Source organism: Citrobacter sp. Cpo065 (genome assembly GCF_030332805.1).
GTDB classification, from domain to species: Bacteria; Pseudomonadota; Gammaproteobacteria; order Enterobacterales; family Enterobacteriaceae; genus Citrobacter; species Citrobacter portucalensis.
Genome location: NZ_JAOWHC010000029.1, coordinates 195950 through 221377, shown reverse-complemented (window position 1 = coordinate 221377; position 25428 = coordinate 195950). Strand labels below are relative to the sequence as shown.

At 53.9% G+C, this 25428-nt stretch carries 26 protein-coding genes; 13 read left to right on the top strand and 13 right to left on the bottom strand.

The features are described 5' to 3' along the window. Positions 1–2: 2 nt before the first annotated feature. From OGY68_RS07080 to fimA, 4 genes are all read right to left on the bottom strand, one after another. Positions 3–2624: a fimbrial biogenesis usher protein gene (locus OGY68_RS07080; protein WP_057067808.1), complete on the bottom strand. Its 2622-nt coding sequence runs from the start codon at positions 2622–2624 to the stop codon at positions 3–5. A gap of 7 nt (positions 2625–2631) precedes the next feature. Beyond that, the gene (fimC, locus tag OGY68_RS07075) at positions 2632–3324 is read right to left on the bottom strand and encodes a type 1 fimbria chaperone FimC (RefSeq protein WP_008784004.1); all 693 of its coding nucleotides are present in this window, start codon (positions 3322–3324) and stop codon (positions 2632–2634) included. A 41-nt stretch (positions 3325–3365) separates the two neighbouring features. Then, on the bottom strand, positions 3366–3899 hold the full coding sequence (gene fimI / locus OGY68_RS07070) for a type 1 fimbrial protein subunit FimI (RefSeq protein WP_057067806.1): 534 nt from the start codon (positions 3897–3899) through the stop codon (positions 3366–3368). A gap of 77 nt (positions 3900–3976) precedes the next feature. Then, the gene (gene fimA / locus OGY68_RS07065; RefSeq protein WP_032934356.1) at positions 3977–4531 is read right to left on the bottom strand and encodes a type 1 fimbrial major subunit FimA; all 555 of its coding nucleotides are present in this window, start codon (positions 4529–4531) and stop codon (positions 3977–3979) included. A gap of 575 nt (positions 4532–5106) precedes the next feature. On the opposite strand from fimA, the gene folD reads away from it, so the two are divergent. The 3 genes from folD to OGY68_RS07050 all read left to right on the top strand — a co-directional run bounded on the left by folD (position 5107) and on the right by OGY68_RS07050 (position 6837). Continuing rightward, positions 5107–5973: a bifunctional methylenetetrahydrofolate dehydrogenase/methenyltetrahydrofolate cyclohydrolase FolD gene (gene folD, locus OGY68_RS07060; RefSeq protein WP_003831112.1), complete on the top strand. Its 867-nt coding sequence runs from the start codon at positions 5107–5109 to the stop codon at positions 5971–5973. A 1-nt stretch (position 5974) separates the two neighbouring features. Then, positions 5975–6187 (top strand): ribosome-associated protein YbcJ, encoded by a 213-nt coding sequence (gene ybcJ / locus OGY68_RS07055; protein ID WP_003831111.1) that lies wholly within the window; start codon positions 5975–5977, stop codon positions 6185–6187. A 125-nt stretch (positions 6188–6312) separates the two neighbouring features. Beyond that, the gene (locus OGY68_RS07050; RefSeq protein ID WP_057067804.1) at positions 6313–6837 is read left to right on the top strand and encodes a metal-dependent hydrolase; all 525 of its coding nucleotides are present in this window, start codon (positions 6313–6315) and stop codon (positions 6835–6837) included. 77 nt (positions 6838–6914) lie between these two features. Here OGY68_RS07050 and cysS read toward each other — a convergent pair whose 3' ends face one another. Then, the gene (cysS, locus tag OGY68_RS07045) at positions 6915–8300 is read right to left on the bottom strand and encodes a cysteine--tRNA ligase (protein ID WP_003831109.1); all 1386 of its coding nucleotides are present in this window, start codon (positions 8298–8300) and stop codon (positions 6915–6917) included. A 173-nt stretch (positions 8301–8473) separates the two neighbouring features. On the opposite strand from cysS, the gene ppiB reads away from it, so the two are divergent. The 5 genes from ppiB to mnmH all read left to right on the top strand — a co-directional run bounded on the left by ppiB (position 8474) and on the right by mnmH (position 12687). Beyond that, on the top strand, positions 8474–8968 hold the full coding sequence (ppiB, locus tag OGY68_RS07040; RefSeq protein WP_003021875.1) for a peptidylprolyl isomerase B: 495 nt from the start codon (positions 8474–8476) through the stop codon (positions 8966–8968). A gap of 2 nt (positions 8969–8970) precedes the next feature. After that, positions 8971–9693, top strand: a complete 723-nt coding sequence (gene lpxH / locus OGY68_RS07035) for a UDP-2,3-diacylglucosamine diphosphatase (protein ID WP_057067799.1) — start codon at positions 8971–8973, stop codon at positions 9691–9693. Positions 9694–9931: 238 nt separating this feature from the next. Next, positions 9932–10441, top strand: a complete 510-nt coding sequence (gene purE / locus OGY68_RS07030; protein WP_008784000.1) for a 5-(carboxyamino)imidazole ribonucleotide mutase — start codon at positions 9932–9934, stop codon at positions 10439–10441. Beyond that, on the top strand, positions 10438–11505 hold the full coding sequence (purK, locus tag OGY68_RS07025; protein ID WP_008783999.1) for a 5-(carboxyamino)imidazole ribonucleotide synthase: 1068 nt from the start codon (positions 10438–10440) through the stop codon (positions 11503–11505). The genes purE and purK overlap by 4 nt, the downstream gene beginning before the upstream one ends. 96 nt (positions 11506–11601) lie before the next feature. Then, on the top strand, positions 11602–12687 hold the full coding sequence (mnmH, locus tag OGY68_RS07020) for a tRNA 2-selenouridine(34) synthase MnmH (RefSeq protein ID WP_057067797.1): 1086 nt from the start codon (positions 11602–11604) through the stop codon (positions 12685–12687). On the opposite strand, the gene OGY68_RS07015 is transcribed toward mnmH, so the two are convergent. The 6 genes from OGY68_RS07015 to ybbA form a co-directional block, all read right to left on the bottom strand. Further along, positions 12688–13347, bottom strand: coding sequence for a methionine ABC transporter permease (locus OGY68_RS07015; RefSeq protein WP_003831085.1), 660 nt, complete (start codon positions 13345–13347; stop codon positions 12688–12690). Then, entirely contained in the window at positions 13340–14356 is a 1017-nt protein-coding gene (gene sfbB / locus OGY68_RS07010) for a virulence-associated ABC transporter ATP-binding protein SfbB (protein WP_286616909.1), read from the bottom strand. Before sfbB ends, OGY68_RS07015 begins: the two co-directional genes overlap by 8 nt. Before the next feature lie 63 nt (positions 14357–14419). Continuing rightward, positions 14420–15250, bottom strand: coding sequence for a MetQ/NlpA family ABC transporter substrate-binding protein (locus OGY68_RS07005; protein WP_057067793.1), 831 nt, complete (start codon positions 15248–15250; stop codon positions 14420–14422). 261 nt (positions 15251–15511) lie between these two features. Then, the gene (locus OGY68_RS07000) at positions 15512–16645 is read right to left on the bottom strand and encodes a porin (protein WP_048214766.1); all 1134 of its coding nucleotides are present in this window, start codon (positions 16643–16645) and stop codon (positions 15512–15514) included. 186 nt (positions 16646–16831) lie between these two features. Continuing rightward, positions 16832–19246: a putative ABC transporter permease subunit YbbP gene (gene ybbP, locus OGY68_RS06995; protein ID WP_057067792.1), complete on the bottom strand. Its 2415-nt coding sequence runs from the start codon at positions 19244–19246 to the stop codon at positions 16832–16834. Continuing rightward, positions 19243–19929 carry a putative ABC transporter ATP-binding protein YbbA gene (gene ybbA / locus OGY68_RS06990; RefSeq protein ID WP_008783992.1) on the bottom strand — a complete coding sequence of 229 codons (687 nt, stop codon included), beginning with the start codon at positions 19927–19929 and terminating at the stop codon, positions 19243–19245. Before ybbA ends, ybbP begins: the two co-directional genes overlap by 4 nt. Between ybbA and tesA the strand changes: the two genes are divergently transcribed. The 3 genes from tesA to OGY68_RS06975 all read left to right on the top strand — a co-directional run bounded on the left by tesA (position 19900) and on the right by OGY68_RS06975 (position 22361). Next, complete coding sequence (gene tesA / locus OGY68_RS06985; RefSeq protein WP_043015448.1) at positions 19900–20514, top strand: multifunctional acyl-CoA thioesterase I/protease I/lysophospholipase L1; 615 nt, start codon at positions 19900–19902, stop codon at positions 20512–20514. The two genes, ybbA and tesA, sit on opposite strands and share 30 nt — an antisense overlap. 163 nt (positions 20515–20677) lie before the next feature. After that, complete coding sequence (locus OGY68_RS06980) at positions 20678–21448, top strand: SDR family oxidoreductase (RefSeq protein WP_044699402.1); 771 nt, start codon at positions 20678–20680, stop codon at positions 21446–21448. A gap of 58 nt (positions 21449–21506) precedes the next feature. After that, positions 21507–22361 (top strand): co-chaperone YbbN, encoded by an 855-nt coding sequence (locus OGY68_RS06975; protein ID WP_032942575.1) that lies wholly within the window; start codon positions 21507–21509, stop codon positions 22359–22361. 105 nt (positions 22362–22466) lie between these two features. On the opposite strand, the gene fetB is transcribed toward OGY68_RS06975, so the two are convergent. After that, the gene (fetB, locus tag OGY68_RS06970) at positions 22467–23246 is read right to left on the bottom strand and encodes an iron efflux ABC transporter permease subunit FetB (protein ID WP_008783989.1); all 780 of its coding nucleotides are present in this window, start codon (positions 23244–23246) and stop codon (positions 22467–22469) included. Beyond that, positions 23233–23910 (bottom strand): iron efflux ABC transporter ATP-binding subunit FetA, encoded by a 678-nt coding sequence (fetA, locus tag OGY68_RS06965; protein WP_057067790.1) that lies wholly within the window; start codon positions 23908–23910, stop codon positions 23233–23235. Before fetA ends, fetB begins: the two co-directional genes overlap by 14 nt. A 133-nt stretch (positions 23911–24043) precedes the next feature. On the opposite strand from fetA, the gene OGY68_RS06960 reads away from it, so the two are divergent. Both OGY68_RS06960 and OGY68_RS06955 read left to right on the top strand, forming a co-directional pair. Further along, positions 24044–24961, top strand: coding sequence for an SPFH domain-containing protein (locus tag OGY68_RS06960; RefSeq protein ID WP_003831073.1), 918 nt, complete (start codon positions 24044–24046; stop codon positions 24959–24961). After that, a complete protein-coding gene (locus OGY68_RS06955; protein WP_032942572.1) occupies positions 24958–25416 on the top strand; it encodes an NfeD family protein in 459 nt (152 codons plus the stop codon). The genes OGY68_RS06960 and OGY68_RS06955 overlap by 4 nt, the downstream gene beginning before the upstream one ends. Positions 25417–25428: the final 12 nt, after the last annotated feature.

Below are 25428 nucleotides of genomic sequence, written 5' to 3'. Positions count from 1 at the left end.
TATTATTCCTGTCGTGCCGTTGGAGATTCGCACGTCACGTTCGTGAGCGTCACCGCCTGTTTCAGACTCTCCTCAGGCAAGGCATAGTGCGCCACGCAGCGAGCGTTAGCGCTTTCCCCCCATTGGATCAGCAATTCGCCTTTTAGCGGTAAGCCGCTCAGGTAGATTTGTCCGTCTTCGCCCACCATACTGGTCACGCCGCTGGTGTTTTCACGCACAACGGATCCAAATGGCACAGGTTTACCTGCATATTTCGCGGTTATCAGCGCCCGCACGCCGATACGTGTATCAAACGCTGCTCGCACCAATGCCCCTTGCGTTGGCACGACGCTGCTAACGTTATTTTCCACATCGGTATTGTTGTTCATTGAATTGGTATCTAACGCGACGCGGTTATAGCGATAAACGGTGGCATACGGCATCACCGCGTATCCGCGCCAGTCGGTTTGCACGCCGGTCTGGTTTTCTATCCGCACACCCTGCGCGCCAGGTGCTTTAACCAGCACATTGGTGTCCCCCAGCGGCTGACTGAGGGTAATACCGTCCGCATGCCCCACCACGCCGCCGGAGAGCTGCCAGTTATAGTCATGTTGATCGCGATCGTAGTTGTATCCCACGCCCAGCGTGCCATAAGCCGCCTGCCAGTTGGCGCTGGCGTTTCCGCTGTAACCGTTGGTGCTGCTGTGCCCCTGATTCACGCTATAGCTCAGGTTGCGTCCATCCAGTAACGTACCGCCGATCCCGCTCTGCCAGCTGTTTTGTCCGTTGCTGTTGCGGTTGGCATTAAAAGTGGCGTAGGTGCGATCGAGCGCGTTATCACGCGAGTAGCGCCGTCCGCTTAGCAGGCTGAACGGCACTGACATATTGAATGCCAGAATACGGTCGGTGTCGGAGATGCCTACCGATTCATTCCACGACCAGGAGAGTGAATAGCTAATTCCCTGCCAGCCGCTGGCATAGCCCACCTGATACCAGGTATTGGTGTCTGAGGTATTCCAGTACGTTTGCTGACTCCCCGAAACATACAGCGAGCCGTAGTCTCCCAGGTTCTGCGAAATGTTAATCTGGAAGCGGCCCTTTTTGCTGTAACTCAGGTTGTGGTAACTCTTCACATCGGGCACGTCGTGGCGATTGCCTTCGCTGTCGTATTCATACTCATACCCTTCCATGCTGCGATACGCGACATCGTCGAGGGTATAGAAACCGCGCGTTGAGTAGCGATATCCCAACAGTTGGAAGTTTGTACCAAAGTTGTTCAGCGATTTTGCATACAGAAAACGCAAAGACTGCCCCTGATGCGTACTGTCATCCGCCAATTGACTGCGCGCATGGGTTAAATCCACAGAAACCGCCCCCCAGTCCCCCAGGTTTCGGCCGGTGCCTAAAACTACCGCGGTGTAACGTGAGGCCAGCTGCGTACCGCCATAAGCGGTGTAGCCTTCTGGTAACCCGGCAATTAATGTTCCCTGGAAAAAGAACGGTGAAGATTGCTGGCTATTGCCGCTGCGAAAATCCCCGGCAACCACGTCGTATTTGAAACGCCCTTCTCGTTGTAACAAGGGAACCGTGGAGTACGGCACCGTATAGCGCTGCTGGCTGCCGTCCTTTTCGTCCACCGTCACCTCAAGGTCACCGCTGGATGACGTCGGGTTGAGATCGGTTATCGAAAAAGCGCCCGGTGACACATAGCTTTGATAAATCACATAGCCATTCTGACGAATGGTCAGTTTCGCTGCGGTACGCGCAATGCCGCGAACGGTTGGCGCGTAGCCCTGTAAGCTGTCGGGATACATACTGTCTGAGGAATAGAGCCGCGCCCCGCGAAATCCGACGCTGTCAAAAACGTCGTTGCCGGTGTTGCTGTCGCCCATCACCAGTTCACCCTTCAGCGGGATAATCGCGCGCTGAAGCCATGTACCGATATTTTTCCAGCTTTGTGAGTGGTATCCGTCACCTTTGGAATAGCTCCATGCGCCGTTATTTCTCAAGCGCCAGGGGCCATAGTTCAGGCCACTGAGCATACTTAAGAAATAGCTGTCAGTGTCACTGCCGCGGCTGCCGGTAAAGCTGTAGTTGACCAGCGCAGCCGGGATCCCTTCATCCCACTCCTCCGGCGGAATATAGCCACGCGCGCTGTTTAACATTGACGCCTGCGGCAGGCTGACATTCAAGCGCAGGGTAGAAAAATCAAATGCAATCTCACTGCCTGGAATCGCCTCAGGTAGATTGATGCAGGTATCGTTCGGATCCTTACTGAGTGCCGGAAATGCGGTGATATTGACGCCAAGGCGCTTCACCCAGTCGAGTCCAAAACACGGCATCAGCCCACCAGACTTCTCCCCGGCTTTTCCCGCGCTGGTCGTAAAACGAATATCCTGAGTGGCAACAAACTCATCGTTGCGCCAGATATCCACGCGATAAACGCCTTCAGGCTGATGATTGCCTTTTTCAAAACGTGATAAATCCGCCACGGTTGCCGTATCCGCAGATAAAAAGGCCGGATTAAAATAGCTTTCCCCATGGCTTAAAGAGGGAAAGAGCGCCGCCAGCGTGGACAACGCCACCCCCGCCAGCGGTGGCGTAACCCCCGGTAACAGGCCAGGAAAATACGTTGTCTTATTCATCGTTATCTCAACGCACGCTAACCGTTTGGGCCGGGGTCACGGCGCCATAATCATTGACCGTCTGGAACGTGACGTTGCCCTGAACGCCCGTTGGTAGCAGGACCTGCGCATCACTTTTCGGCGCGACCATCACGTTATCAACCTTCGTTTTCCCCACGTTGAGATTGACCAAGGTGACGTAATACGCTGACGGATTATTGATTTTCAGGTGGTTGCCGGTACGGGAGAATTTCAGCATCCCGGGCGCATCTTCCGGAATTTGCGGCAGATTATTCGGACGGACAAAAAGCTTGATGCGGGACAGAATCGCCAGTTGCAGAACGTTTTTACCCTCAAGGCTGTTTTTATTGACTGACGGAATGGCTTTCACATTCATCCAGAACAGCGATTCACGGTCTTTGGGCAGCGGAACACCTGCATAGATGATACGCAGCGTGTTTTCGCTTTTGGGTTCGCTGACGAACAGCGGAGGCGTAACCACAAACGATTTTTCTTTAACGCCTGCGCTATTCTCGATCCATGAATTGACCAGGTAACGTTCTTTGGTATCACTATTGCTAATAGACAGGGACGTTTGTTTGGCATCGGCTGGATAAATAACGCGGGTGGCACCTAATGCAATGCCTCCGGCAGCCTGAACACTGGCAGCAGAAAATAAGGCCAGTAAAAGGATAAAACCTGATTTTAGATAATTAAACATAGCTACAAATACCTTTGGTGTGATTATCGTTGGGAAATTAATCAGGGATAAACCAACGTAAACCACACGTCTGAACGAAGCGTTCCCGGCGTTATATTTTCCGAGACAGCCCGATAACGAGCAGTGAAATGAAACGTCATCTCTTGCGTTATAATCGGCGCATAATGAAGCGGCAGCGCATTCGGAATAATTTGCTGTTGGCGCTCATCAAATAACGCCAGACCGATCCCCGAAGCCGCAGACGCATCACCACTGGCAAGAAAAACCTGCGGATCTTCTGCTGGTGTCACACCTGCAAACGCAATCCCAACGTGGTCATAAACATCGGAGCTGCATGACGTTAAGCGCAGTGAAAACGGCACGCTGGTAGAGGCAAAGCTTCCCGTCCCGGAGAAAGCATTGGTGCGATACCGCCCCATTTGCACCCGCAAATTTTGGCTGTCGGTAGCGACCGTACAGGCACCATTGACGAGCTGCCCCCGTAAGTGAAGGCGACCACTTTCCAGTATTACCGTATGTGCAAACACAGGCAGTACGCACAGCATTCCCGCCAGCGCCACGCCTTTCCCTATCATCTGCCGCATCCTTCATCATCCCCGGAAATTGCCTCATCCAGTGAGGCGAACGTCATCCTTGCGCAAATCAGAACGGCTTATTCGTACTTCATGATGAACGTCGCGTCGGCATTTGCCTGACCCGGCGTAGCGCTGGTGGCTGTGGCTTTGTAACGCGCAGAGAAACGCAGGGTGTTGGTCCCTTCTACCAGCGCCTGAGCGGTAGAGAAGGTAGCTCCATCCGGCTTCAGCGCGGTGGACGTATTGTCCAGGATCTCAATCCCGACACCGCTGGCAGTGGTACCGTTATCTGCAGAAGTGACAGCCAGCAGGTTGTTGTTGGTAATATCGGATTGACCAGAGAAAGCCACGGCTGCGGTTGCGGCAACTTTTGGGTCACAGTCGTTCAGCACGATGGAGAACGGAATTTGCGCCGTTGTATCGCCAACTGCGGTAAAACTGGCGGTACGATACTGGCCTAAGGTGACAACCTGATCGGATGACTGAGTACTGACTGCACAGGCTGCATTGACCAGTTCACCTTCAAAATGCACAGTACCGCCGCTAACGCTTACCGGATCGGCTGCAACCGCTGCACCTGCAACTAACATCAGGCTGGCAATAACAGAAGAGGTCATTAATTTACGTTTCATGGATTTCCCTTGAATTACACACATCCGGCTCCGGCATCCTGCGGGATCCGTTTGAATCATTATCGACATTAAATGTCAGGTTAATTATCTCTGCATCCTGTAAAGATATATATCGCAAGAGAATTAGCTAACCTTTTACCCCAACTCTCCTGAGTATTTGATTCACTAATTAATCTTCGCGAATATGACTATTCGTCACAGGGTTAAATTAAACATTTCAATTAATGAAAAATACCTGCAAATCCTTTTATTGACCCTGGCCAATTCTTATTGGGACCTAAGAAAAATCTGGGTGAATATTACTTAAATGCTCCCATAAAGGTACGTAACAGACTGGTTTATGGCGCATTACCCCTGAAAACACCAGGGTGATGCATTGTTTCATTCACGTTAATTTTAATTCGCATGCTCATTAATTACCTGGGAGACTTCAGCCTCTGTGCTGATCCGATTCTCTGACCATGACACCCGTTATCGCACGTAAAAACGCAAACGAAAACTGACAGCACGCCCCGCTTCTGACAAAATAGTGACATCCCCTTCGGTTTAACGTAACAGACGGAATTCTCTCTCTGATGGCAGCAAAGATTATTGACGGTAAAACGATTGCGCAGCAGGTGCGCTCTGAGGTTGCTCAAAAAGTTCAGGCGCGTTTAGCGGCTGGATTACGCGCCCCAGGCCTGGCTGTTGTGCTGGTAGGTAGCAACCCGGCTTCGCAGATTTATGTTGCGAGTAAACGCAAAGCCTGTGACGAAGTGGGGTTTGTCTCCCGCTCCTATGACCTGCCTGAAACCACCAGCGAGGCGGAGCTTCTTGAGCTGATCGATACGCTCAATGCAGATACCACCATCGACGGTATCCTGGTACAACTGCCTTTGCCGGCGGGTATCGACAACGTGAAAGTGCTGGAACGTATTGCGCCAGATAAAGACGTTGACGGTTTCCACCCGTATAACGTCGGTCGTCTGTGCCAGCGCGCGCCGCGCCTGCGCCCATGTACTCCGCGCGGTATTGTTACCCTGCTTGAGCGTTACAACATCGATACCTACGGTCTGAATGCCGTGGTCATTGGTGCCTCGAATATTGTCGGTCGCCCAATGAGTATGGAGCTACTGCTGGCTGGGTGCACCACCACCGTCACCCACCGATTCACCAAAGATCTGCGCCGCCACGTAGAAAATGCTGACCTGCTGATTGTTGCCGTCGGTAAACCGGGCTTTATTCCTGGTGAGTGGATCAAAGAAGGCGCGATTGTGATTGATGTCGGCATCAACCGTCTGGAGAATGGTAAGGTTGTTGGCGATGTGGTCTTTGACGATGCGGCCGCACGAGCGTCATATATCACGCCGGTCCCCGGCGGCGTAGGACCAATGACGGTCGCCACACTTATCGAAAACACGCTGCAGGCGTGTGTTGAATATCATGATGTAAAGGACGTTTAAGATGGCCACATTTTCACTGGGTAAACACCCACACGTTGAACTCTGCGATTTGCTGAAGCTGGAAGGCTGGAGCGAAAGTGGCGCCCAGGCAAAAATTGCTATTGGCGAAGGGTTAGTGAAGGTCGATGGCGTTGTTGAAACGCGTAAACGCTGCAAAATCGTTGCCGGACAGACCGTCAGCTTTGAAGGCCACAGCATTAACGTCGTGGCGTGACCCTAAGTGCCGGATGAGGTTAACACCGTATCCGGCCACTTCCCCCTCTCGTTTTCAGATAATGACTTCATCCCCACTTCACAGTGAACTGATAGCATGTTGTTTTTCCATACGAAGCGATCATCATGCCCACTATCGTTACCCACGCGGCCGTTCCGCTCTGTTTAGGGTTAGGTCTCGGACTTAAAGTCATCCCCCCACGATTACTGTTTGCTGGCATCGTTCTGGCCATGCTGCCAGATGCCGACGTGTTGTCATTTAAGTTCGGCGTCGCCTACGGCAATGTGTTTGGCCACCGGGGATTTACCCACTCACTGCTGTTCGCCTTCGTGGTACCGCTGCTCTGCGTCTTGATTGGCCGACGATGGTTTAAGGCGGGATTGATTCGCTGCTGGCTATTCCTGACGGTTTCACTGCTGTCGCACAGTCTGCTGGATTCTGTCACCACCGGCGGTAAAGGCGTCGGCTGGCTGTGGCCGTGGTCGGATGAGCGCTTCTTCGCGCCATGGCAGGTGATTAAAGTCGCCCCGTTTGCGTTATCACGCTACGCCACGCCGTACGGGCACCAGGTGATCATGTCGGAGTTGATGTGGGTATGGCTGCCGGGAATCGTAATGATGGGTGTGCTGTGGTGGTATCGGAAACATTAATCTGCCGGATGCGACGCGATGCGTCTTATCCGGCCTACACGGCCCGGTAAGCGTAAGCGCCACCGGGCATTACAGAGTTACTTACGACGCCAGGTGGTACCCTGCGGACCGTCTTCCAGCACGATGCCCATCTCGTTGAGACGGTCACGCGCGGCGTCAGCTGCCGCCCAGTCTTTCGCCTTACGTGCATCCAGACGTTGTTGGATTAACGCTTCAATTTCAGCAACTTCACCGTCATCTGCCTGCGCACCACTTTGCAAGAACGCTTCTGGATCCTGTTCCAGCAGGCCCAGTACGCTGGAAAGCTTACGCAGATGCGCAGCCATGCCGTTAGCCGCCGCCATATCTTCACCCTTCAGACGGTTAACCTCACGTGCCATATCAAACAGTACGGAGTAGGCTTCCGGGGTGTTGAAGTCATCGTCCATCGCTTCAATAAAGCGCGCTTCAAAGGCTTCGCCACCGGCTGGCGCAACGGATTTGTCGGTGCCACGCAGCGCGGTATACAGACGCTCCAGCGCAGAACGCGCCTGCTTGAGGTTCTCTTCGCTGTAGTTTAACTGGCTACGGTAATGACCGGACATCAGGAAGTAACGGATAGTTTCGGCATCGTAGTATTTCAGCACGTCGCGAACGGTAAAGAAGTTGCCCAGCGATTTGGACATTTTCTCGCGGTCAACCATCACCATCCCGGAATGCATCCAGTAATTAACGTACTCACCGTCATGCGCACAGGTGGACTGAGCAATTTCGTTTTCATGGTGCGGGAACATCAGGTCCGAACCGCCGCCGTGAATATCGAAATGGTTGCCCAGCTGTTTGCAGTTCATCGCCGAACATTCGATGTGCCAGCCCGGACGGCCCGCGCCCCACGGAGACGGCCAGCTCGGCTCGCCTTCTTTGGACATTTTCCACAGCACGAAGTCCATCGGGTTGCGTTTCACATCAACCACGTCAACGCGTGCGCCTGCCTGCAGCTGATCCAGATCCTGGCGCGACAGCTGGCCGTAGTTCGGGTCAGTCGGCACGTCGAACATCACGTCGCCGTTATCAGCAACGTAAGCGTGACCTTTGGCAATCAGTTGTTCAGTGATTTCGATAATTTCAGCGATATGGTGCGTAGCACGCGGCTCCAGATCCGGGCGCAGAATATTCAGCGCATCGAAATCGCTGTGCATTTCCGCGATCATTCTGTCGACCAACGCCACAAAGCTTTCGCCGTTTTCATTCGCGCGCTTGATGATTTTGTCATCGATATCGGTAATGTTGCGCACATACTTCAGCTTATAGCCGAGGAAGCGCAGATAACGCGCAACGACGTCGAAAGAAACGAAGGTACGTCCGTGGCCAATATGACAGAGATCGTAAACGGTAATACCACACACGTACATGCCGACTTCCCCGGCATGAATAGGTTTGAATTCCTCTTTTTGGCGCGTCAGTGTATTAAAGATTTTTAACATCGAAGATTCCGTGTAGACGTGTGTGGATAGTAAAGTCTGTATAATACCCATAATTTAGACCGGAAGCAGCACACTTTGCGAGGTGATCGCAGCTTGCGGTTATGCTATAACACACCCCTAACTCTGACCCTTGACGGGGTCGAAGCACCAATCTATCGGAACAGGATGCAAAAATGGTTACTTTCCACACTAATCACGGCGATATCGTAATCAAAACGTTTGATGATAAAGCGCCTGAAACAGTTAAAAACTTCCTGGACTACTGCCGCGAAGGTTTTTACAACAACACCATTTTCCACCGTGTTATTAACGGTTTCATGATCCAGGGCGGCGGTTTCGAGCCAGGCATGAAGCAAAAAGCCACGAAAGAAGCGATCAAAAACGAAGCGAACAACGGTCTGAAAAATACCCGTGGTACGCTGGCGATGGCGCGTACTCAGGCTCCGCACTCCGCAACCGCACAGTTCTTCATCAACGTTGCAGACAACGACTTCCTGAACTTCTCCGGCGAAAGCATGCAGGGTTGGGGTTACTGCGTGTTCGCTGAAGTTGTTGAAGGCATGGACGTGGTTGATAAAATCAAAGGCGTTTCCACTGGTCGCAGCGGTATGCATCAGGATGTGCCAAAAGAAGACGTTATCATCGAAAACGTGACCGTCAGCGAGTAATCGTGGCGACACTGTTTATTGCAGATCTTCACCTCTGCACAGAAGAACCGGCGATCACCGCCGGTTTTCTGCGTTTTTTAGCCGATGATGCGCGAAAGGCCGATGCGCTATACATTCTTGGCGACCTGTTTGAAGCCTGGATTGGTGACGACGATCCTAATCCGCTGCATCGTGAAATGGCCGCGGCGATAAAATCACTGACTGATTCCGGCGTTCCCTGCTTTTTTATTCACGGCAACCGTGATTTTCTGCTCGGTAAACGTTTTGCCCGTGCGAGCGGCATGACCTTGCTTCCCGAAGAAAAAGTGCTCAACCTGTATGGCCGCAAGGTGCTGATCATGCATGGCGACACCTTATGCACCGACGACGCAGGCTATCAGGCATTTCGCGCCAAAGTGCATCAACCCTGGTTACAGAAGCTGTTCCTCGCTCTGCCGCTGTTCGTTCGCCAGCGAATCGCTGCGAAAATGCGTGCCAACAGCAAAGCAGCCAACCACACCAAATCGCTGGAAATCATGGATGTGAATCAGCAGGCCGTGATTAGCGAGATGGAAAAACATCAGGTTCAGTGGTTAATTCACGGCCATACCCACCGCCCTGCCGTCCACGAACTTACGGCCAATGAGCAACCCGCTTTCCGCGTGGTATTAGGCGCATGGCACACCGAAGGTTCGATGATCAAAGTCACCCCTGACGACGTTGAACTGATCGCTTTCCCGTTTTAATTCTGCAGATACCCAGTTCCTCTTTACACAAAACTATTCGAGTTGCATCGAGGCGGCAAATTTGTGAGTCCCCTGGAGCTTACAAAAGTAAGTGACTGGGGTGAGCAGATGCAGCCAACAAAGAGGCAGCTTGAAGAGTGAAGTGCAAAGCGCGCAATCGTTTTCCTTGGCGGTGAATTATGCTATTCTCTGTGGCCTCAAAAGTCGAGTGTAGTGCACCACAGGAGTTTTCAGACGCATGTCTTCCCGCAATAATCCGGCGCGTGTCGCCATCGTGATGGGGTCCAAAAGCGACTGGGCTACCATGCAGTTCGCCGCCGAAATCTTCGAAATCCTGGACGTTCCGCATCATGTTGAAGTCGTCTCCGCCCACCGCACCCCAGACAAACTGTTTAGCTTCGCCGAAAGCGCTGAAGAGAACGGTTATCAGGTGATTATTGCCGGAGCCGGTGGCGCAGCACATTTGCCTGGCATGATTGCGGCGAAAACGCTGGTGCCTGTCCTCGGCGTCCCGGTGCAAAGCGCAGCGCTGAGCGGCGTAGATAGCCTCTACTCTATCGTTCAAATGCCGCGCGGTATTCCGGTCGGCACGCTGGCTATCGGCAAAGCGGGCGCGGCAAATGCGGCCCTGCTGGCAGCACAAATTCTGGCTACACACGATAAAGAACTGCATCAGCGTCTGCATGACTGGCGCAAAGCGCAAACCGATGAGGTGCTGGAGAACCCGGACCCGCGAGGTGTCGCATGAAGCAGGTCTGCGTACTTGGCAACGGACAGCTAGGGCGCATGCTGCGCCAGGCCGGTGAGCCACTGGGCATAGCGGTCTGGCCCGTCGGGCTGGACGCTGAACCGGCTGCGGTCCCTTTTCAGCAAAGCGTGATCACCGCTGAGATTGAGCGCTGGCCGGAAACGGCACTCACCCGCGAACTGGCACGCCACCCGGCGTTTGTTAACCGCGACGTCTTCCCGATTATTGCCGACCGTCTGACGCAAAAGCAGCTTTTTGACAAGCTCGGTCTGGCGACCGCGCCGTGGCAGCTGCTGGCAGATAAAAGCGAATGGTCTGCGGTATTCGACAAACTTGGCGAGCTGGCGATCGTGAAACGTCGCGTCGGCGGCTACGATGGACGTGGACAGTGGCGCTTGCGCGCAAATGAAACTGAGCAACTGCCGGACGACTGCTACGGCGAGTGCATCGTCGAGCGGGGAATCAACTTCTCCGGTGAAGTCTCCCTGGTTGGCGCTCGTGCGCACGACGGCAGCACCGTTTTCTATCCGCTGACCCATAACCTCCATCAGGACGGTATTCTGCGCACCAGCGTGGTATTCCCACAGGCTAACGCCAGACAGCAGGAACAGGCTGAAGCAATGCTCTCTGCCATCATGCAGGAGCTGGGCTATGTCGGCGTGATGGCGATGGAGTGTTTCATCACCCCGGAAGGTCTGCTGATTAACGAACTGGCTCCGCGCGTGCACAACAGTGGCCACTGGACGCAAAACGGCGCCAGCATCAGCCAGTTTGAGTTGCATCTACGTGCCATTACCAACCTGCCATTACCGACGCCGGTGGTGAACCACCCTTCGGTGATGGTAAACCTGATTGGTAGCGACCTGAACTACGACTGGCTGAAGCTGCCGCTGGTGCATCTGCACTGGTATGACAAAGAGGTGCGTGAAGGGCGTAAGGTGGGTCATCTGAACCTGAGCGACAGCGATACCGCGCGCCTTAGCGCAACGCTGGAAGCGCTTATCCCCCTGCTGCCGCCGGAATATGCCAGCGGTATTATCTGGGCGCAGTCAAAACTGAAATAAGCCAATAATGCCGGGGAGTTGATTTTATCCTTCCCCGGCCCCTCCTCTGGCGCGTAAAATCCCCTCCATTGCTGTTTTGTATTTTCAGGATCAAACATGAACGATGGAACGGACTACCGCGCAATTTTGCTTGCCGGTACGCCTTTAATCGATGTACGCGCCCCCGTGGAATTTCAGCAGGGCGCAATGCCGGGCGCAATCAACCTTCCCTTAATGAACGATGACGAACGTGCCGCCGTTGGGACCTGTTATAAACGTCAGGGACCCGAAGCCGCCCTCGCGCTCGGCCATCAACTGGTCTCGGGTGAGACCCGCCAACAGAGAATGCGGGCCTGGCAGGACGCCTGCCGTCAAAATCCTGCAGGCTATTTATGCTGCGCGCGCGGCGGTCAGCGTTCGCATATTGTGCAGCAGTGGCTGCATGAGTCCGGTATTGACTATCCGCTGATTAAAGGCGGTTACAAAGCCCTGCGCCAGGCAGTGATACAGCTGACTGAAGAATTAGTGCAAAAGCCGATCGTCTTAATTGGCGGCTGTACCGGGAACGGTAAAACGCAGCTGGTGCAACAGCAGCCAAACGGTGTGGATCTCGAAGGCCTGGCGCACCATCGCGGCTCCTCGTTTGGGCGCACCGTTGAACCTCAATTGAGTCAGGCGAGTTTTGAAAACCTGCTGGCGGTTGAAATGCTCAAAACCGATAGCCGTCAGGATTTACGTCTGTGGGTACTGGAAGATGAAGGCCGCATGATCGGGGCTAATCATCTGCCAGAATGCCTGCGCGAGCGCATGACCCAGGCATCAATTGCGGTGGTGGACGATCCTTTTGAGCGTCGTCTGGAGCGACTACGCGAAGAGTATTTCGTGAAGATGCACCACGATTTTACCCACGCTTATGGCGAGAGCCAGGGCTGGCAGGAGTACAGCGAGTATCTGCACCACGGCCTGTTTGCTATCCGCCGTCGTCTGGGTTTACAACGTTTTGCCGAGCTGACCACCCTGCTCGACGAGGCTCTGCGCGAACAGCAGGCAACGGGCAGCACCGACGCCCATATGGGCTGGCTGGTGCCGTTGCTCAATGAGTATTACGACCCGATGTATCGTTATCAGCTGGAAAAGAAAGCCGCGAAAATCGTCTTTCGCGGCACATGGCAGGACGTTGCCGAGTGGCTTAACGCACAGTGATCAGTGTCTGTCGCGCTTATCTGCGCGTTTTGCCAGCCAGTCACCCAGCACCTGAACGACCTGCACCAGAATAATCAGCGCCACCACGGTGACGATCATGACCTGGGTTTCGTAGCGGTAATAACCAAAGCGAATCGCCAGGTCGCCGACTCCACCGCCGCCAACGATCCCGGCCATCGCGGAGTAACCGATCAGACTCACCAGCGTTATCGTCAACCCACGCAGCAGACCCGCGCTCGCTTCAGGTAACAGAACAGTGCAGATGATGCGCATCGGGCTGGCGCCAAACGCTTCCGCCGCTTCAATAATCCCTTTATCGACTTCACGTAGCGCGCTATCAACCAGACGGGCATAGAAGGCGATTGCCGCCACTGAGAGCGGGACCGACGCCGCAATCGGGCCAATGGTATTCCCGAGCAAAAACTGGGTTAGCGGCAGCAGCAGAACCAGCAGGATCACAAACGGCACCGAACGAATGATATTCACCAGCACGGAGCTGAGCAGATACACAAAACGGTTTTGCCAGAATAAATGCCGGTCGGTGACGAAAATCAGAAAACCGAGCGGCAGACCACCAATAATTGCCAGCACCGTAGAGATGCTCAGCATCTGGAAAGTTTCATTAAACGCCAGCGTCAAATCCGGCAATAAATCATCCACGAATCACCTCCACCTGTGCAGTACGTTGACGAATATGTTCCACGGCGACTTCCACCGCAGAAGGGTTATGCGGCGCGATCAGTTGCACCACCAGAATCCCCAGCGCACGTTCGCCAATATATTCAATTTTGCCGTGCAGAATGTTCACCGCCACGCCAAATTTAACCGCGACTTCTGACAACACCGGCTGTTCCGCCGAATCGCCGATGAACAGAATTTTTAGCAACTGACCAGGCAGATGCTGGCGCAGACGCTCGGGCAGCGTCAAATTGAGGGTATGCAACACCAGCTGCTGCGTGAACGCGTGCTGCGGGTGAGCAAAAACGTCAAACACCTCACCAGACTCCACCACCTTGCCGCCGGACATTACCGCCACGCGATCGCAAATCGATTTGATCACGTTCATCTCGTGAGTGATCAGCACGATCGTGATCCCCAACTGTTGGTTGATCTGCTTAAGCAACGCCAGAATCGTGGCTGAGGTTTCGAGATCTAAGGCGGAAGTAGGTTCATCACACAGCAACACATCCGGATGATTGGCAATCGCGCGGGCAATACCCACACGCTGCTTTTGCCCACCGCTGAGCTGAACCGGAAAGCGGTTCGCCTTGTCTGACAACCCCACCAGCGCCAGGATTTCGCTCACGCGCGGACCAATTTTACTGCGCTCCCATCCGGCAGCCTTCAGACTAAAGGCGACGTTTTGCGCCACGGTACGGGTATGCATCAGGTTAAAATGTTGAAAAATCATACCGATACGCTGACGGGCTTTACGTAGATGCCCCCCTTCCAGCGCGGAAATTTCTACGCCGTTCACCTTCACGCTTCCCTGGCTCGGACGCGTTAAGGCGTTCAGGGTGCGCAGCAGCGTACTTTTCCCCGCGCCGCTGGTCCCGACAATGCCAAATATCTCACCTGCGCCAATGCGCAAGCTAACGTCATCAACCGCCCGGGTTGATGGTCCACGGCCTGCGCTAAAATCCACGCAAACTTTCTCAATCTCAATCATAGCCACCTCAGAAATGCGAAAAGGGCAGTCGTCGCTGCCCCTGTTAACCCTTGTGCGCAGCGATTATTGGGCTGACGACATCCATTCCGGTTTCTGGAAGGCGCTGTAGATATTTTGCGGATCGTCGATCACCGCGCGATACGCCGGAGATTTCACCGCCTCAACAATATCTTTCGCGAACGGTTTATCCGCATCTTCACTGCGTACCGCGATGATATTTTTCAGATTTTCGTCCAGGTGTTCCTGCTTGATGGCGCTGGAGAGATCCATTTTTGCCGCCACGGCAAAGTTACCGTTGACCAGCGCACCGGTCACACCGTCCAGCGTACGCGGCAGCTGTGCCGCTTCCAGCGGTTTAAACACCAGCCCTTTGGGATTGCTGGCGATATCGCGCTCGGAGGCTTTAGTTGGATCAATATTGTCTTTGATGGTGATAAGGCCAATAGACTGCAGGAAACGCAGACCGCGAGCCAGGTTGGTGGGATCGTTGGAAAGCGTGATCACATCCCCTTTTTTCAACTCATCCAGGTTTTTGATTTTATGTGAGTAAAACCCCATCCCGGCCGTCGGGACCACAATCAGCTTGCTCAGCTTCAGGCCTTTATCGGCGGTGAATTTGTCAAAATAGAGCGAATGCTGGAACAGGTTAGCATCAATGCTACCGTTGGAGAGCGCCATGTTTGGCTGCACGTAATCGCTGAATTCGCGCACCACTACCTTATAGCCTTTCTCTTTCAGCGTGGGGGCAATGGCCTGTTTCACCATATCACCGTATGGCCCAGGCGCGACGCCAAACACGATTGTGTGCGGGTCACTGTTCGCATGAGCAAACTGTAATCCACAGGCCAGTAACAGCGCCCCGGTCGCGACGCGTAAACTCTGACGCAATCCCATATTCTCTCCATTTTAACGTTGTGGTGTCATGTCTCACGCCGTTCTTGCGACGTTGTTCTTGTTGGCCCGTTAACAGGCTGATTGTTAACATGACACAGATCACAACCTGCTGTCCTTGAAATTATTTCATGATGTTGCAGAGTATGTTTTTAAATGAAAGAAGGTATGAAAAAGCCGGATGTCGGCACAAGTGCCTTATCCGGTCTACAACAGCTTTCTTAGGCCCGATAAGCGCAAGCGTATCGGGCGGCAGGCGTTCGATTAGAAGTCGTAACGCAGACGAACCAGGTTCATGTCACCCAGATTGTCGGTGCTGGAGGTAAAGACGTGTTCGTAGTCAACACGGAAACCGTAATCCAGCTGGAAGCTGATCCCCACGCCGTTGTCGGTACGCAGATAGTTACGGCCATTCACGTACTCAATACGGTCGCCCATAAAGTACGGCTGAACGGATTTCAGCGCATATTGACCCACCGGGAAGGTGTAACCGGCGAAGTATTCCAGACCCCAGGCGTCACCGGCAAAGTAGTCGTTAACAGAGACTTTTTTGGTGGTCATGAAGTTTTGATACCAACCGCCGCCCATCGAGAAGGTCCAGTTGTCCGGTTTCCAGCTCAGCGCGGTACCGACGATGTTTTGATCGTAGGTTTTGCTGGTGTTGCCACGCATTTCCGCGCGAGTGTAGTTCCACGCCGTACCCCAGGTCAGGTCATCGGTAATGTGATAATCCACACCCAGTGAGCCGCCGCCTTTACGCTTGTAGCGCAGACCGTTGTTCGGGTTGTAATCATCACTGAACAGATAAGAGGCGTAGAGATCGACATCGCCAACCGTTTTCTTATACTTCAGTGATTTACGCGTACGATAGGAACCGTCATAGTCGCCATTGATACCGTTACCAGGCGCCTGACCGATCATGTCGTAGTCCCAGATATCCGTTTTCGCACCAACTACATCATAGTAAATGCTGTTTTGTTGACCGAAGGTCAGCGTACCCCAGGTTGCACTCTTCAGACCGGTGTACAACATACGACGCGTGGTATCGTTGGCACCGTCAGCGTAGTGGTTATCCCAGTTGAACATCGCCGGGAAGTTAACGCCCAGCTCGTAGTAGCTCACCCAACTGATATCATCAAACAGATAGTAGTCAGCGGCGAAGCGGAAACGTGTACCGCCATCGAAGCCATTACGTTTGTAGCCATTCTTACCATCGTCACCGGCCATATTCTGGAACTGCGGACGAATACTGCCGCCGACGGTGAAGTTAAGACGGCTCAGCGGGTTGCCCGCCTGCGGATCTTGTTTCAGGACCGTGATTTCCGCCTGTGAAGCGAAAGTCGTTAATGCCACTGCTGCGCCGATCGATACCGCCAGCGCTGTTTTTTTTATAGTCATTATTTATACCTTGATAGATAGCCTGCCAATTATTCAGCACACAAATATTAACGTTTATTAATACTCTCGTGTTGTTGGGTTTTTATTGTTCTGTGCTGTTAAATATCAAGGAGTTATCAATTTGTGCTACATAGAAAAAAAGACGCACCGATTTTAAAACCGGTGCGTAATCATCACTAATATGAATTAACTACTGAACTGACGGAACAGCGCTTTACCTTTTAGCAGACGTGAACCGAGCCATCCGCCGCATAAAGAGAGCAGCAATGCTCCACTAAATGGTAATACTACCCACAGTCGCCAGTCTGGCTCCCACGGGAAATCAAACACTTTGGTTTGCAGTACCGCCAACGCTGTTTCCGCACCGATGGCCGCCACCAGTCCGGCAACCATCCCGAGCATGGCGAACTCGCACCACAGCGTGGTACGCAGCAGCTTCTTACCTGCTCCCAGCGTGCGCCAGACCACCAACTCCTGATGACGCTGACGCATCCCGACCTGGACCTGCGCCAATAGCAGCAGCATGCCACAGGCGGTGACCAGTACCACCATCACCTCCAGTGCGCGGCTCACCTGATCCAGCACCTGGCTCACCTGTTTGAGGATGGCGCCAATATCCAGCAGGCTGATGGTCGGGAATTCGCGGTTAAGCTGCGTTAGCATGCCGTTGCCGTTCTCCCAGCGAAAGCTGGTTAACCAGCTTTGCGGCTGAGCATCCAGCGCGCCGGAGGGGAAGATAAAGAAGAAGTTGGGCCGCAGGCTTTCCCAGTCCACTTTGCGCAGACTGCTGACCGTGGCGCTGAAATCCTGGGTATCGCCCATAAAAGTCACCCGATCGCCGAGTTTGACGTTCAGCCGTTTCGCTAACCCCTCTTCCATCGATACTTCGCCCGCTTTTGGCGGCCAGCTTCCGGCGGTTATCGGGTTATGATCCGGTCGGGTATCCTGCCAGGTCAGGTTAAGCTCGCGGTTCAGCGCCTCATCCTGATTGCCTTCGGTCGGCTTCTCATTGATAGCCGTCAGACGCGCCCGCACAATCGGATAGAACGATTCCGGGATCACCTGATGCTCGGACAGGAAAGCCTTCAGCGGAACCACCTGCTCGGTGGCAATGTTGATCAGGAAATAGTTCGGACTTTCCGGCGGCATTTGCTGCTGCCAGCGGTCGAGCAGATCGCCGCGCAGCACCAGTAACAACGCCAGCAGCATAAAGGAAAGCGAAAATGCCGATAGCTGGCTGAGCGTTGACCACGGCTGGCGTAACAGTCGACTGACCGCCAAACGCAGCGGCAGTGAGGAGAGCGTCAGACCACGCAGCACGTTGAGCAGCATCCAGCCGAGCACCCCGCACAACAGCGCCAGTACCACCGCACCAGCCAGTACCGCCCACAGCAGTGGACTTCCGCCCATCAGTCCAGCAAGCAGTGCAATCACGACTATCACGACCACCGGCAAATAAAACTTCAGGGGCCAGACGTTTGCCACCACGTCACGGCGCAGCACCCGCAGCGGCTGCGTTGCCAGCAGCAGGCGGTAAGGGCGCAACCCCACCAATAGCGAAATCACCGTCATGGTGCCTAGTGCCCATAACCACGGACAGGGGCTGGCAGGCGGTAGTTCTCCAGGCAGAACCGGCTTGAGCAGCAGCACCAGCACGCGCTCGAATAACAGTCCGAATAGTCCGCCGGTCACGCCAGACAGCGCCAGCACCATCAGCCATTGACCAACAATCAGCCTGCGCAGTTGCGCTCTGCCCGCACCGAGCGTTTTCAGAATAGCCACCAGATCGTAACGGCTGCGGCAATAATGGCTCATAGCCACGGCAACCGCGGCGACCGCTAGCAACAGCGTTAACAGCGCCGACAGCAGCAAGAACTGTTGCGAACGCTCAAGTGATTTCCCCAGCGCCCCTTCATCCTGCTCCAGCCCATACCAGCGCTGTTCAGGCTTTAACTGTGGCAGCAGCCACTTTTCATAGGCTTCCAGTTGCGATGGCGTCCCGCCAAATTTATAGCGCCAGGTCACGCGGCTTCCCGGCTGGACCGCCGCCGTTTTTTCGACATCCGCCATGTTCATCATCAGACGCGGTGCTATCTGGAACGGATTAAAACCAGAGTCCGGCTCCTGCACCACCTCCCCGGCAATGCTCAGCGTGGCATCGCCAACGTCGATGGAATCACCGACTTTTAAGTTGAGTAGCGCCATCAGACGTGGGGCCAGCAGCACCGAGCCCGGCTGCGGTTTCAGTCCCGGCGGGTTGGTTTGCAGTGTGCCGTACATCGGATACACATCATCTACCGCTTTGACGTTCGCCAGCTGCGGCGTATCCCGGGCAAAAGTCATGGTGGCAAAGGTGAGCTGTTCGCCCACCTTCAGGCCACGCTGTCGCGCCTCGTCAATCCACGCTTTCGGCACGGTACGCGAACTTTGTAGCGACCGATCGCCCGCCATAAACTCACGGCTTTGCTGGCTCAGCCCTTTTTCCATACGATCGCTGATATTGCCCAGCGCCAGCACACAGGCTACCGCCAGGCTCAGTGCCAGCCAGACAATCAGTAGTGAAGGCGAGCGCCATTCGCGCCAGAACCAGCGTGCAATCATGCCTCCTCCTGCAACTGTCCATTCACCAGACGTAAGCGCCTGTCGCAACGCGCCGCCAACTGCGGGTCATGCGTCACCAGAATCAGGGTGGTGCCGTGTTCCCGGTTCAGAGAAAACAACAGGTCGGCTATTTTGTCTCCGGTCTGGCGATCGAGGTTGCCCGTTGGTTCATCGGCAAACAGCACGTCAGGGCGACCGTTAAACGCTCGCGCCAGCGCCACGCGCTGCTGCTCCCCGCCGGAAAGCTGGGCCGGAAGATGATCGAGACGTTTTCCCAGCCCAAGTTGCTCGAGCAGCGTTTTTGCCCCGTCGCGGCTTTTTCCGCTATTTTCGCCGCGCAACAGCGCGGGCAGTTCGACGTTTTCCAGCGCGTTGAGGGTCGGAATTAACATGAATGACTGGAAGACAAAACCCACGTGTCGCGCCCGCAGCTGCGCCCGGGCTTCTTCGTCCATGGTGTGCAGCGCCTGCCCCACCAGGCTGACTTCACCGCTGGTGCCATCGTCAAGCCCGGCGAGAATCGCCAGCAGCGTGGATTTCCCCGATCCCGACTCGCCAATCAACGCAATGGTCTCGGCGCGTTTGACAACCAGTTCAACTCCGGTAAGGATGGATAGCTCATGATCACCCTGACCGACGGATTTCTTAAGATGATGAACTTCAACAATGTTTTCCGCTGGCATTGGCCTTTCCTGTTCCTGGTCCTGTTAACTTTCCGCGCCGCCGCAGCGGACACGTTATTAATTCTGGGTGACAGCCTGAGCGCCGGATACCGAATGTCCGCCAGCGCCGCGTGGCCTGCGCTGCTTAATGATAAATGGCAAACCAAAACGCCGGTGGTGAATGCCAGCATTAGCGGCGACACCTCGCAGCAAGGTCTGGCCCGTCTGCCTGCATTACTCAAGCAGCACCAGCCGCGCTGGGTGCTGGTCGAACTTGGCGGCAACGACGGCCTGCGCGGCTTCGCGCCTGCGCAAACCGAACAAACCCTGCGAACAATTTTGCAGGACGTGAAAGCGGCAAATGCCGAACCACTGCTGATGCAAATTCGTCTGCCGGCAAACTACGGTCGCCGTTATAATGAAACCTTTAGCGCGATTTATCCAAAGCTCGCCAAAGAGTTTGATATCCCTCTGCTGCCATTTTTCATGGAAGAGGTTTATCTGAAACCCCAGTGGATGCAGGATGATGGTATTCATCCTAACCGTGACGCCCAGCCGTTTATCGCCGACTGGATGGCGCAACATCTCACCCCTTTTCTATCCTAAATAATTCGAGTTGTATGAAGGCGGCAAGTGAGAGAGTTCCCAGGAGCATAGATAACTATGTGACTGGGGTGAGCGAGCGTAGCCAACGCGCAGACAACTTGAAGTATGACGGATATAGTAAATCACGACTCGTAATTCAACGGAGATCCTGACAGGTAAAGTTATGCAAAAATCGGTCTTAATAACAGGATGTTCCAGCGGAATCGGCCTGGAAAGCGCGCTTGAGCTAAAGCGCCAGGGTTTTCAAATTCTGGCAGGCTGTCGCAAACCTGACGATGTCGCGCGTATGAACAGCATGGGATTCACTGGCGTGTTGCTGGATCTGGATTCACCCGAAAGCGTGGATCGTGCCGCCGATGAAGTGATCGCCCTGACCGATAATCGTTTATATGGGATCTTTAACAACGCCGGATACGGTGTCTATGGTCCACTGCCCACCATCAGCCGTGAACAGATGGAACAGCAGTTTTCCGCCAACTTCTTTGGCGCACATCAGCTTACCATGCGCCTGTTGCCTGCCATGTTACCCCACGGCGAAGGGCGCATTGTGATGACCTCCTCGGTGATGGGATTGATCTCAACGCCGGGACGCGGCGCCTATGCCGCCAGCAAATATGCACTGGAAGCCTGGTCCGACGCACTGCGTATGGAACTGCGCCACAGCGGGATTAAGATCAGCCTGATTGAACCTGGCCCCATCCGTACCCGCTTTACCGAAAACGTCAACCAGACCCAGAGCGATGCTCCCGTTGAAAATCCCGGCATTGCCGCGCGTTTTACGCTGGGACCAGAAGCGGTTGTCGCCAAAGTGCGTCATGCGTTTGAGAGCGATAAACCAAAGCTACGTTATCCGGTTACGCTGGTGACCTGGGCAGTGATGCTGCTTAAACGCCTGTTGCCAGGCCGCATAATGGACAAAATTTTACAGGGTTGAGTTGAAGCTCGCGCGTCAGCCCCCATGTAACAAGAAATCGACAAAAGAGAGTAACTCCATGTCCACACAGAATATTGTTAACATTAACGAATCGAACCTACAGCAGACCCTCGAACAGTCGATGACCACGCCGGTCCTGTTCTATTTTTGGTCTGAGCGCAGCCAGCATTGTCTGCAATTAACGCCGGTACTGGAGAACCTTGCCGCCCAGTATAACGGTCAGTTTATTCTCGCTAAGCTGGACTGCGACGCCGAGCAGATGATCGCCTCCCAGTTTGGTCTGCGCGCGATCCCTACGGTTTATCTGTTCCAGAACGGCCAGCCGGTAGATGGATTCCAGGGTCCGCAACCGGAAGAGGTTATTCGCGCGCTGCTGGAGAAAGTGCTGCCGAGCGAAGAAGAGCTGAAAGCACGCCAGGCTATCGAATTCATCGAAGCCGGTAATCACGCGGATGCGCTGCCGCTGCTGAAAGAAGCCTGGCAGATCTCCAACCAGAGCAGCGAAATCGGTCTGCTGCTGGCGGAAACGCAAATCGCCCTGAACCGTTCTGACGAAGCCGAAGCGGTGCTGAAAACCATTCCGTTGCAGGATCAGGACACCCGCTATCAAGGGCTTATCGCACAGATCGAATTACTGAAGCAGGCCGCTGATACACCGGAAATCCAACAGTTGCAGCAGCAGGTCGCCAGCAATCCACAGGATGCGGCGCTGGCAACGCAGTTGGCTATTCAATTGCACCAGGTCGGACGTAACGAGGAATCGCTGGAATTACTGTTCAGCCACCTGAAGAAAGATCTTACGGCTGCCGATGGTCAGGCACGTAAGACTTTCCAGGAGATCCTTGCCGCACTGGGTACCGGTGATGCGCTGGCCTCGAAGTATCGCCGCCAGCTGTACGCGCTGTTGTACTAATTGGTTCATCATGCCCGATGGCGCTACGCTTATCGGGCTTACAAACACAACCAACACCTCATTCCCGTCGGCCGGATATGGCGGTAGCCGCCATACGGCATCACATCACGGTTTCTTTAATGGCGTTACCACTAATTGGTGACGTGAGTTATAGAATTTTCGATAGGTTAAGTAGCAGGCGATAATGGTCGACAGGCTGGCGGTTGATAGCAGCATAAACGTCACCATAATCTGATACTTAATTGCTTTTACCGGGTCAATACCTGCAAAGATCAGTCCTGACATCATTCCCGGTAAACTCACCAGTCCTACGGTCTTCGCTGAATCAATCGTCGGGATCAGCGAGGCGCGAATGCTGTCGCGAATAAGCGGTGCAGAAGCCACCTTCGGCGTTGCGCCGAGGCTGAGTTTTTCCTGAATTTGCTGCTGCTCGCTGTTAAACCGCTGCCCCAAATTGTTGTAACACAGCCCCACCGCCACCATCGCATTGCCTGCAATCATGCCGGAGATCGGGATGACCTGCATCGGCGTGAACTCGATAGAGCCTGAAAGAACCAGCACCGAAAGCGTTAGCCCCGCTCCCACCGTAATAGCAATAAACGACGAGAGAAAAGCTTTATCAATATATTTACTGCGTTTTTGCGCGTTATAGGCCGCGTTAAAGCAGATAAACAGCACCATCAATAAGGTCAGAATGCTATGGTTGACGCCGAAAATATATTTCAGCACGTAGCCCACGATAATAAGCTGAACCACTGCCCGGCAAACGCTCCAGAGAATATCTTTTTCCAGCGCCAGCTTTTCTTTGTTGCTGATCAGTATCGCGACCACCACCAGCATCATCGCTAACGCCAGGGATTCATTGGTAATATTATGCTCGTTCATTACTTACTTCCTGCATTTCACCGGCGTGCGGTTGAAGGGTTATGACGTTATCCGCATGATCAATTTCATCTTTGTCATGCGTCACCCACAGCACAGCAATATTCTTATCGCGAACATAGTGGTGAATTAATTCGTTCACATTACGCTTGTTGGATTCATCCAGCGCGCTGGTGATTTCATCAAGCAGCAGAATTTTCGGCAGAAACTGCAAATTACGAATTAACGAGACGCGCTGCTTTTCGCCGCCGGATAGCTCATTGATATTTTTTTTGAGGATCGTCTCGGGTAACTCAAAGCGGGCCAGATCGGCCAGAAACACATCCGGATCCGGGCGTTTGTCGCGAATTTGCCAGGGGAAAATGAGATTGTCGTAAACGGTGTCACCAAACAAAGCGGGCGTTTGCGCGCAATAAGAGACCTGCTGGCGATAAGCTTCAGGCTTAAGCGTTGATATCTCCTTACCCTCAAAAAGGATTTCACCAGAACTCGGGCTAATTAACGACGCGACTATCTTGAGTAACGTACTTTTACCGCAGCCGGACTGGCCGGTAATCAGCTTAAATTCTCCGGCGTGGAGATCAAAACAGATGTTATTAAGAACCTGCGTCGCCCCTGCCTGCCATGCGACATTTTTTAACTGAAGCAGAATGCTGCTTTCTTCCATTACCAATCCCTTTTTACATCTTTCGTGCAGATAGTCTATCCCTGTAATTTATTATAGGGGAGCCCACCTTGATAAATCGGGTATAATTTGACTAATGAGGCAGTAAAGGACAGCACAACAGGAGGTTTCATCAATGCTCATTTTTATTCCTATTCTTATTTTTGTCGCGCTGGTGATCGTCGGCGCAGGCGTCAAAATCGTCCCGCAGGGATATCAGTGGACGGTAGAGCGTTTTGGCCGTTACACCAAAACCCTGCAACCGGGTTTAAGCCTTGTTGTACCGTTCATGGACCGCATTGGTCGTAAGATCAATATGATGGAACAGGTGCTTGATATCCCCTCTCAGGAAGTCATCTCCAAAGATAACGCCAACGTCTCGATTGATGCTGTGTGCTTTATTCAGGTGATCGACGCGCCGAAAGCCGCGTATGAAGTCAGCAACCTGGAACTGGCGATCATCAACCTGACCATGACCAACATTCGTACTGTTCTCGGCTCGATGGAGCTCGATGAAATGCTCTCCCAGCGTGACAACATCAACACGCGCCTGCTGCATATTGTTGATGAGGCCACCAATCCCTGGGGCATCAAAATCACCCGTATTGAGATTCGTGACGTGCGTCCACCGGCGGAACTGATTGACGCCATGAACGCGCAGATGAAAGCCGAACGTACCAAGCGCGCCTACATTCTGGAAGCCGAAGGGATCCGCCAGGCGGAAATCGTCAAGGCCGAAGGTGAGAAGCAGTCGAAAATCCTCATCGCGGAAGGTGAACGTCAGTCCGCATTTTTACAGGCTGAAGCGCGTGAACGTTCCGCAGAAGCAGAAGCCCGCGCAACACAGATGGTTTCTGAGGCCATTGCCGCCGGGGATATTCAGGCCGTGAACTACTTCGTGGCACAGAAATACACCGAAGCGCTGCAGCATATCGGCTCGTCGAATAACAGCAAAGTGGTGATGATGCCGCTGGATGCCAGCAGCCTGATGGGCTCCATTGCCGGGATCGCCGAACTGGTTAAGGACAGCGCCAGCGAGCGGAAAAAATCATGATAGCGATGATTCTGGTGCACCCGCATATTTTCTGGCTCAGCCTCGGTGGTCTGTTACTGGCCGCCGAGATGCTGGGCGGTAACGGTTATCTGCTGTGGAGCGGCGTGGCAGCGGTGATTACCGGTCTGGTCGTCTGGCTCGTTCCGCTAGACTGGGCGTGGCAGGGGGCGATGTTCGCCGCCCTCACCCTGCTGGCGGCCTGGCTGTGGTGGAAGTGGCTGGCAAGACGCGTTCAGGAGCAGCAGCCGGCCGACAGCCATCTTAATCAACGTGGACAACAGTTAGTTGGCCGTCGATTTACTCTGGAAACTAACCTGGTCAATGGTCGCGGACATATGCGCGTCGGCGACAGTTCCTGGCCCGTTAGCGCCCGTGACGATTTGAGCGCCGGAACGCAGGTTGAAGTCATTGCCGTTGAGGGAATAACCCTGATTATAAAAGCGGTATCACACTAAAAAGACAGGAAA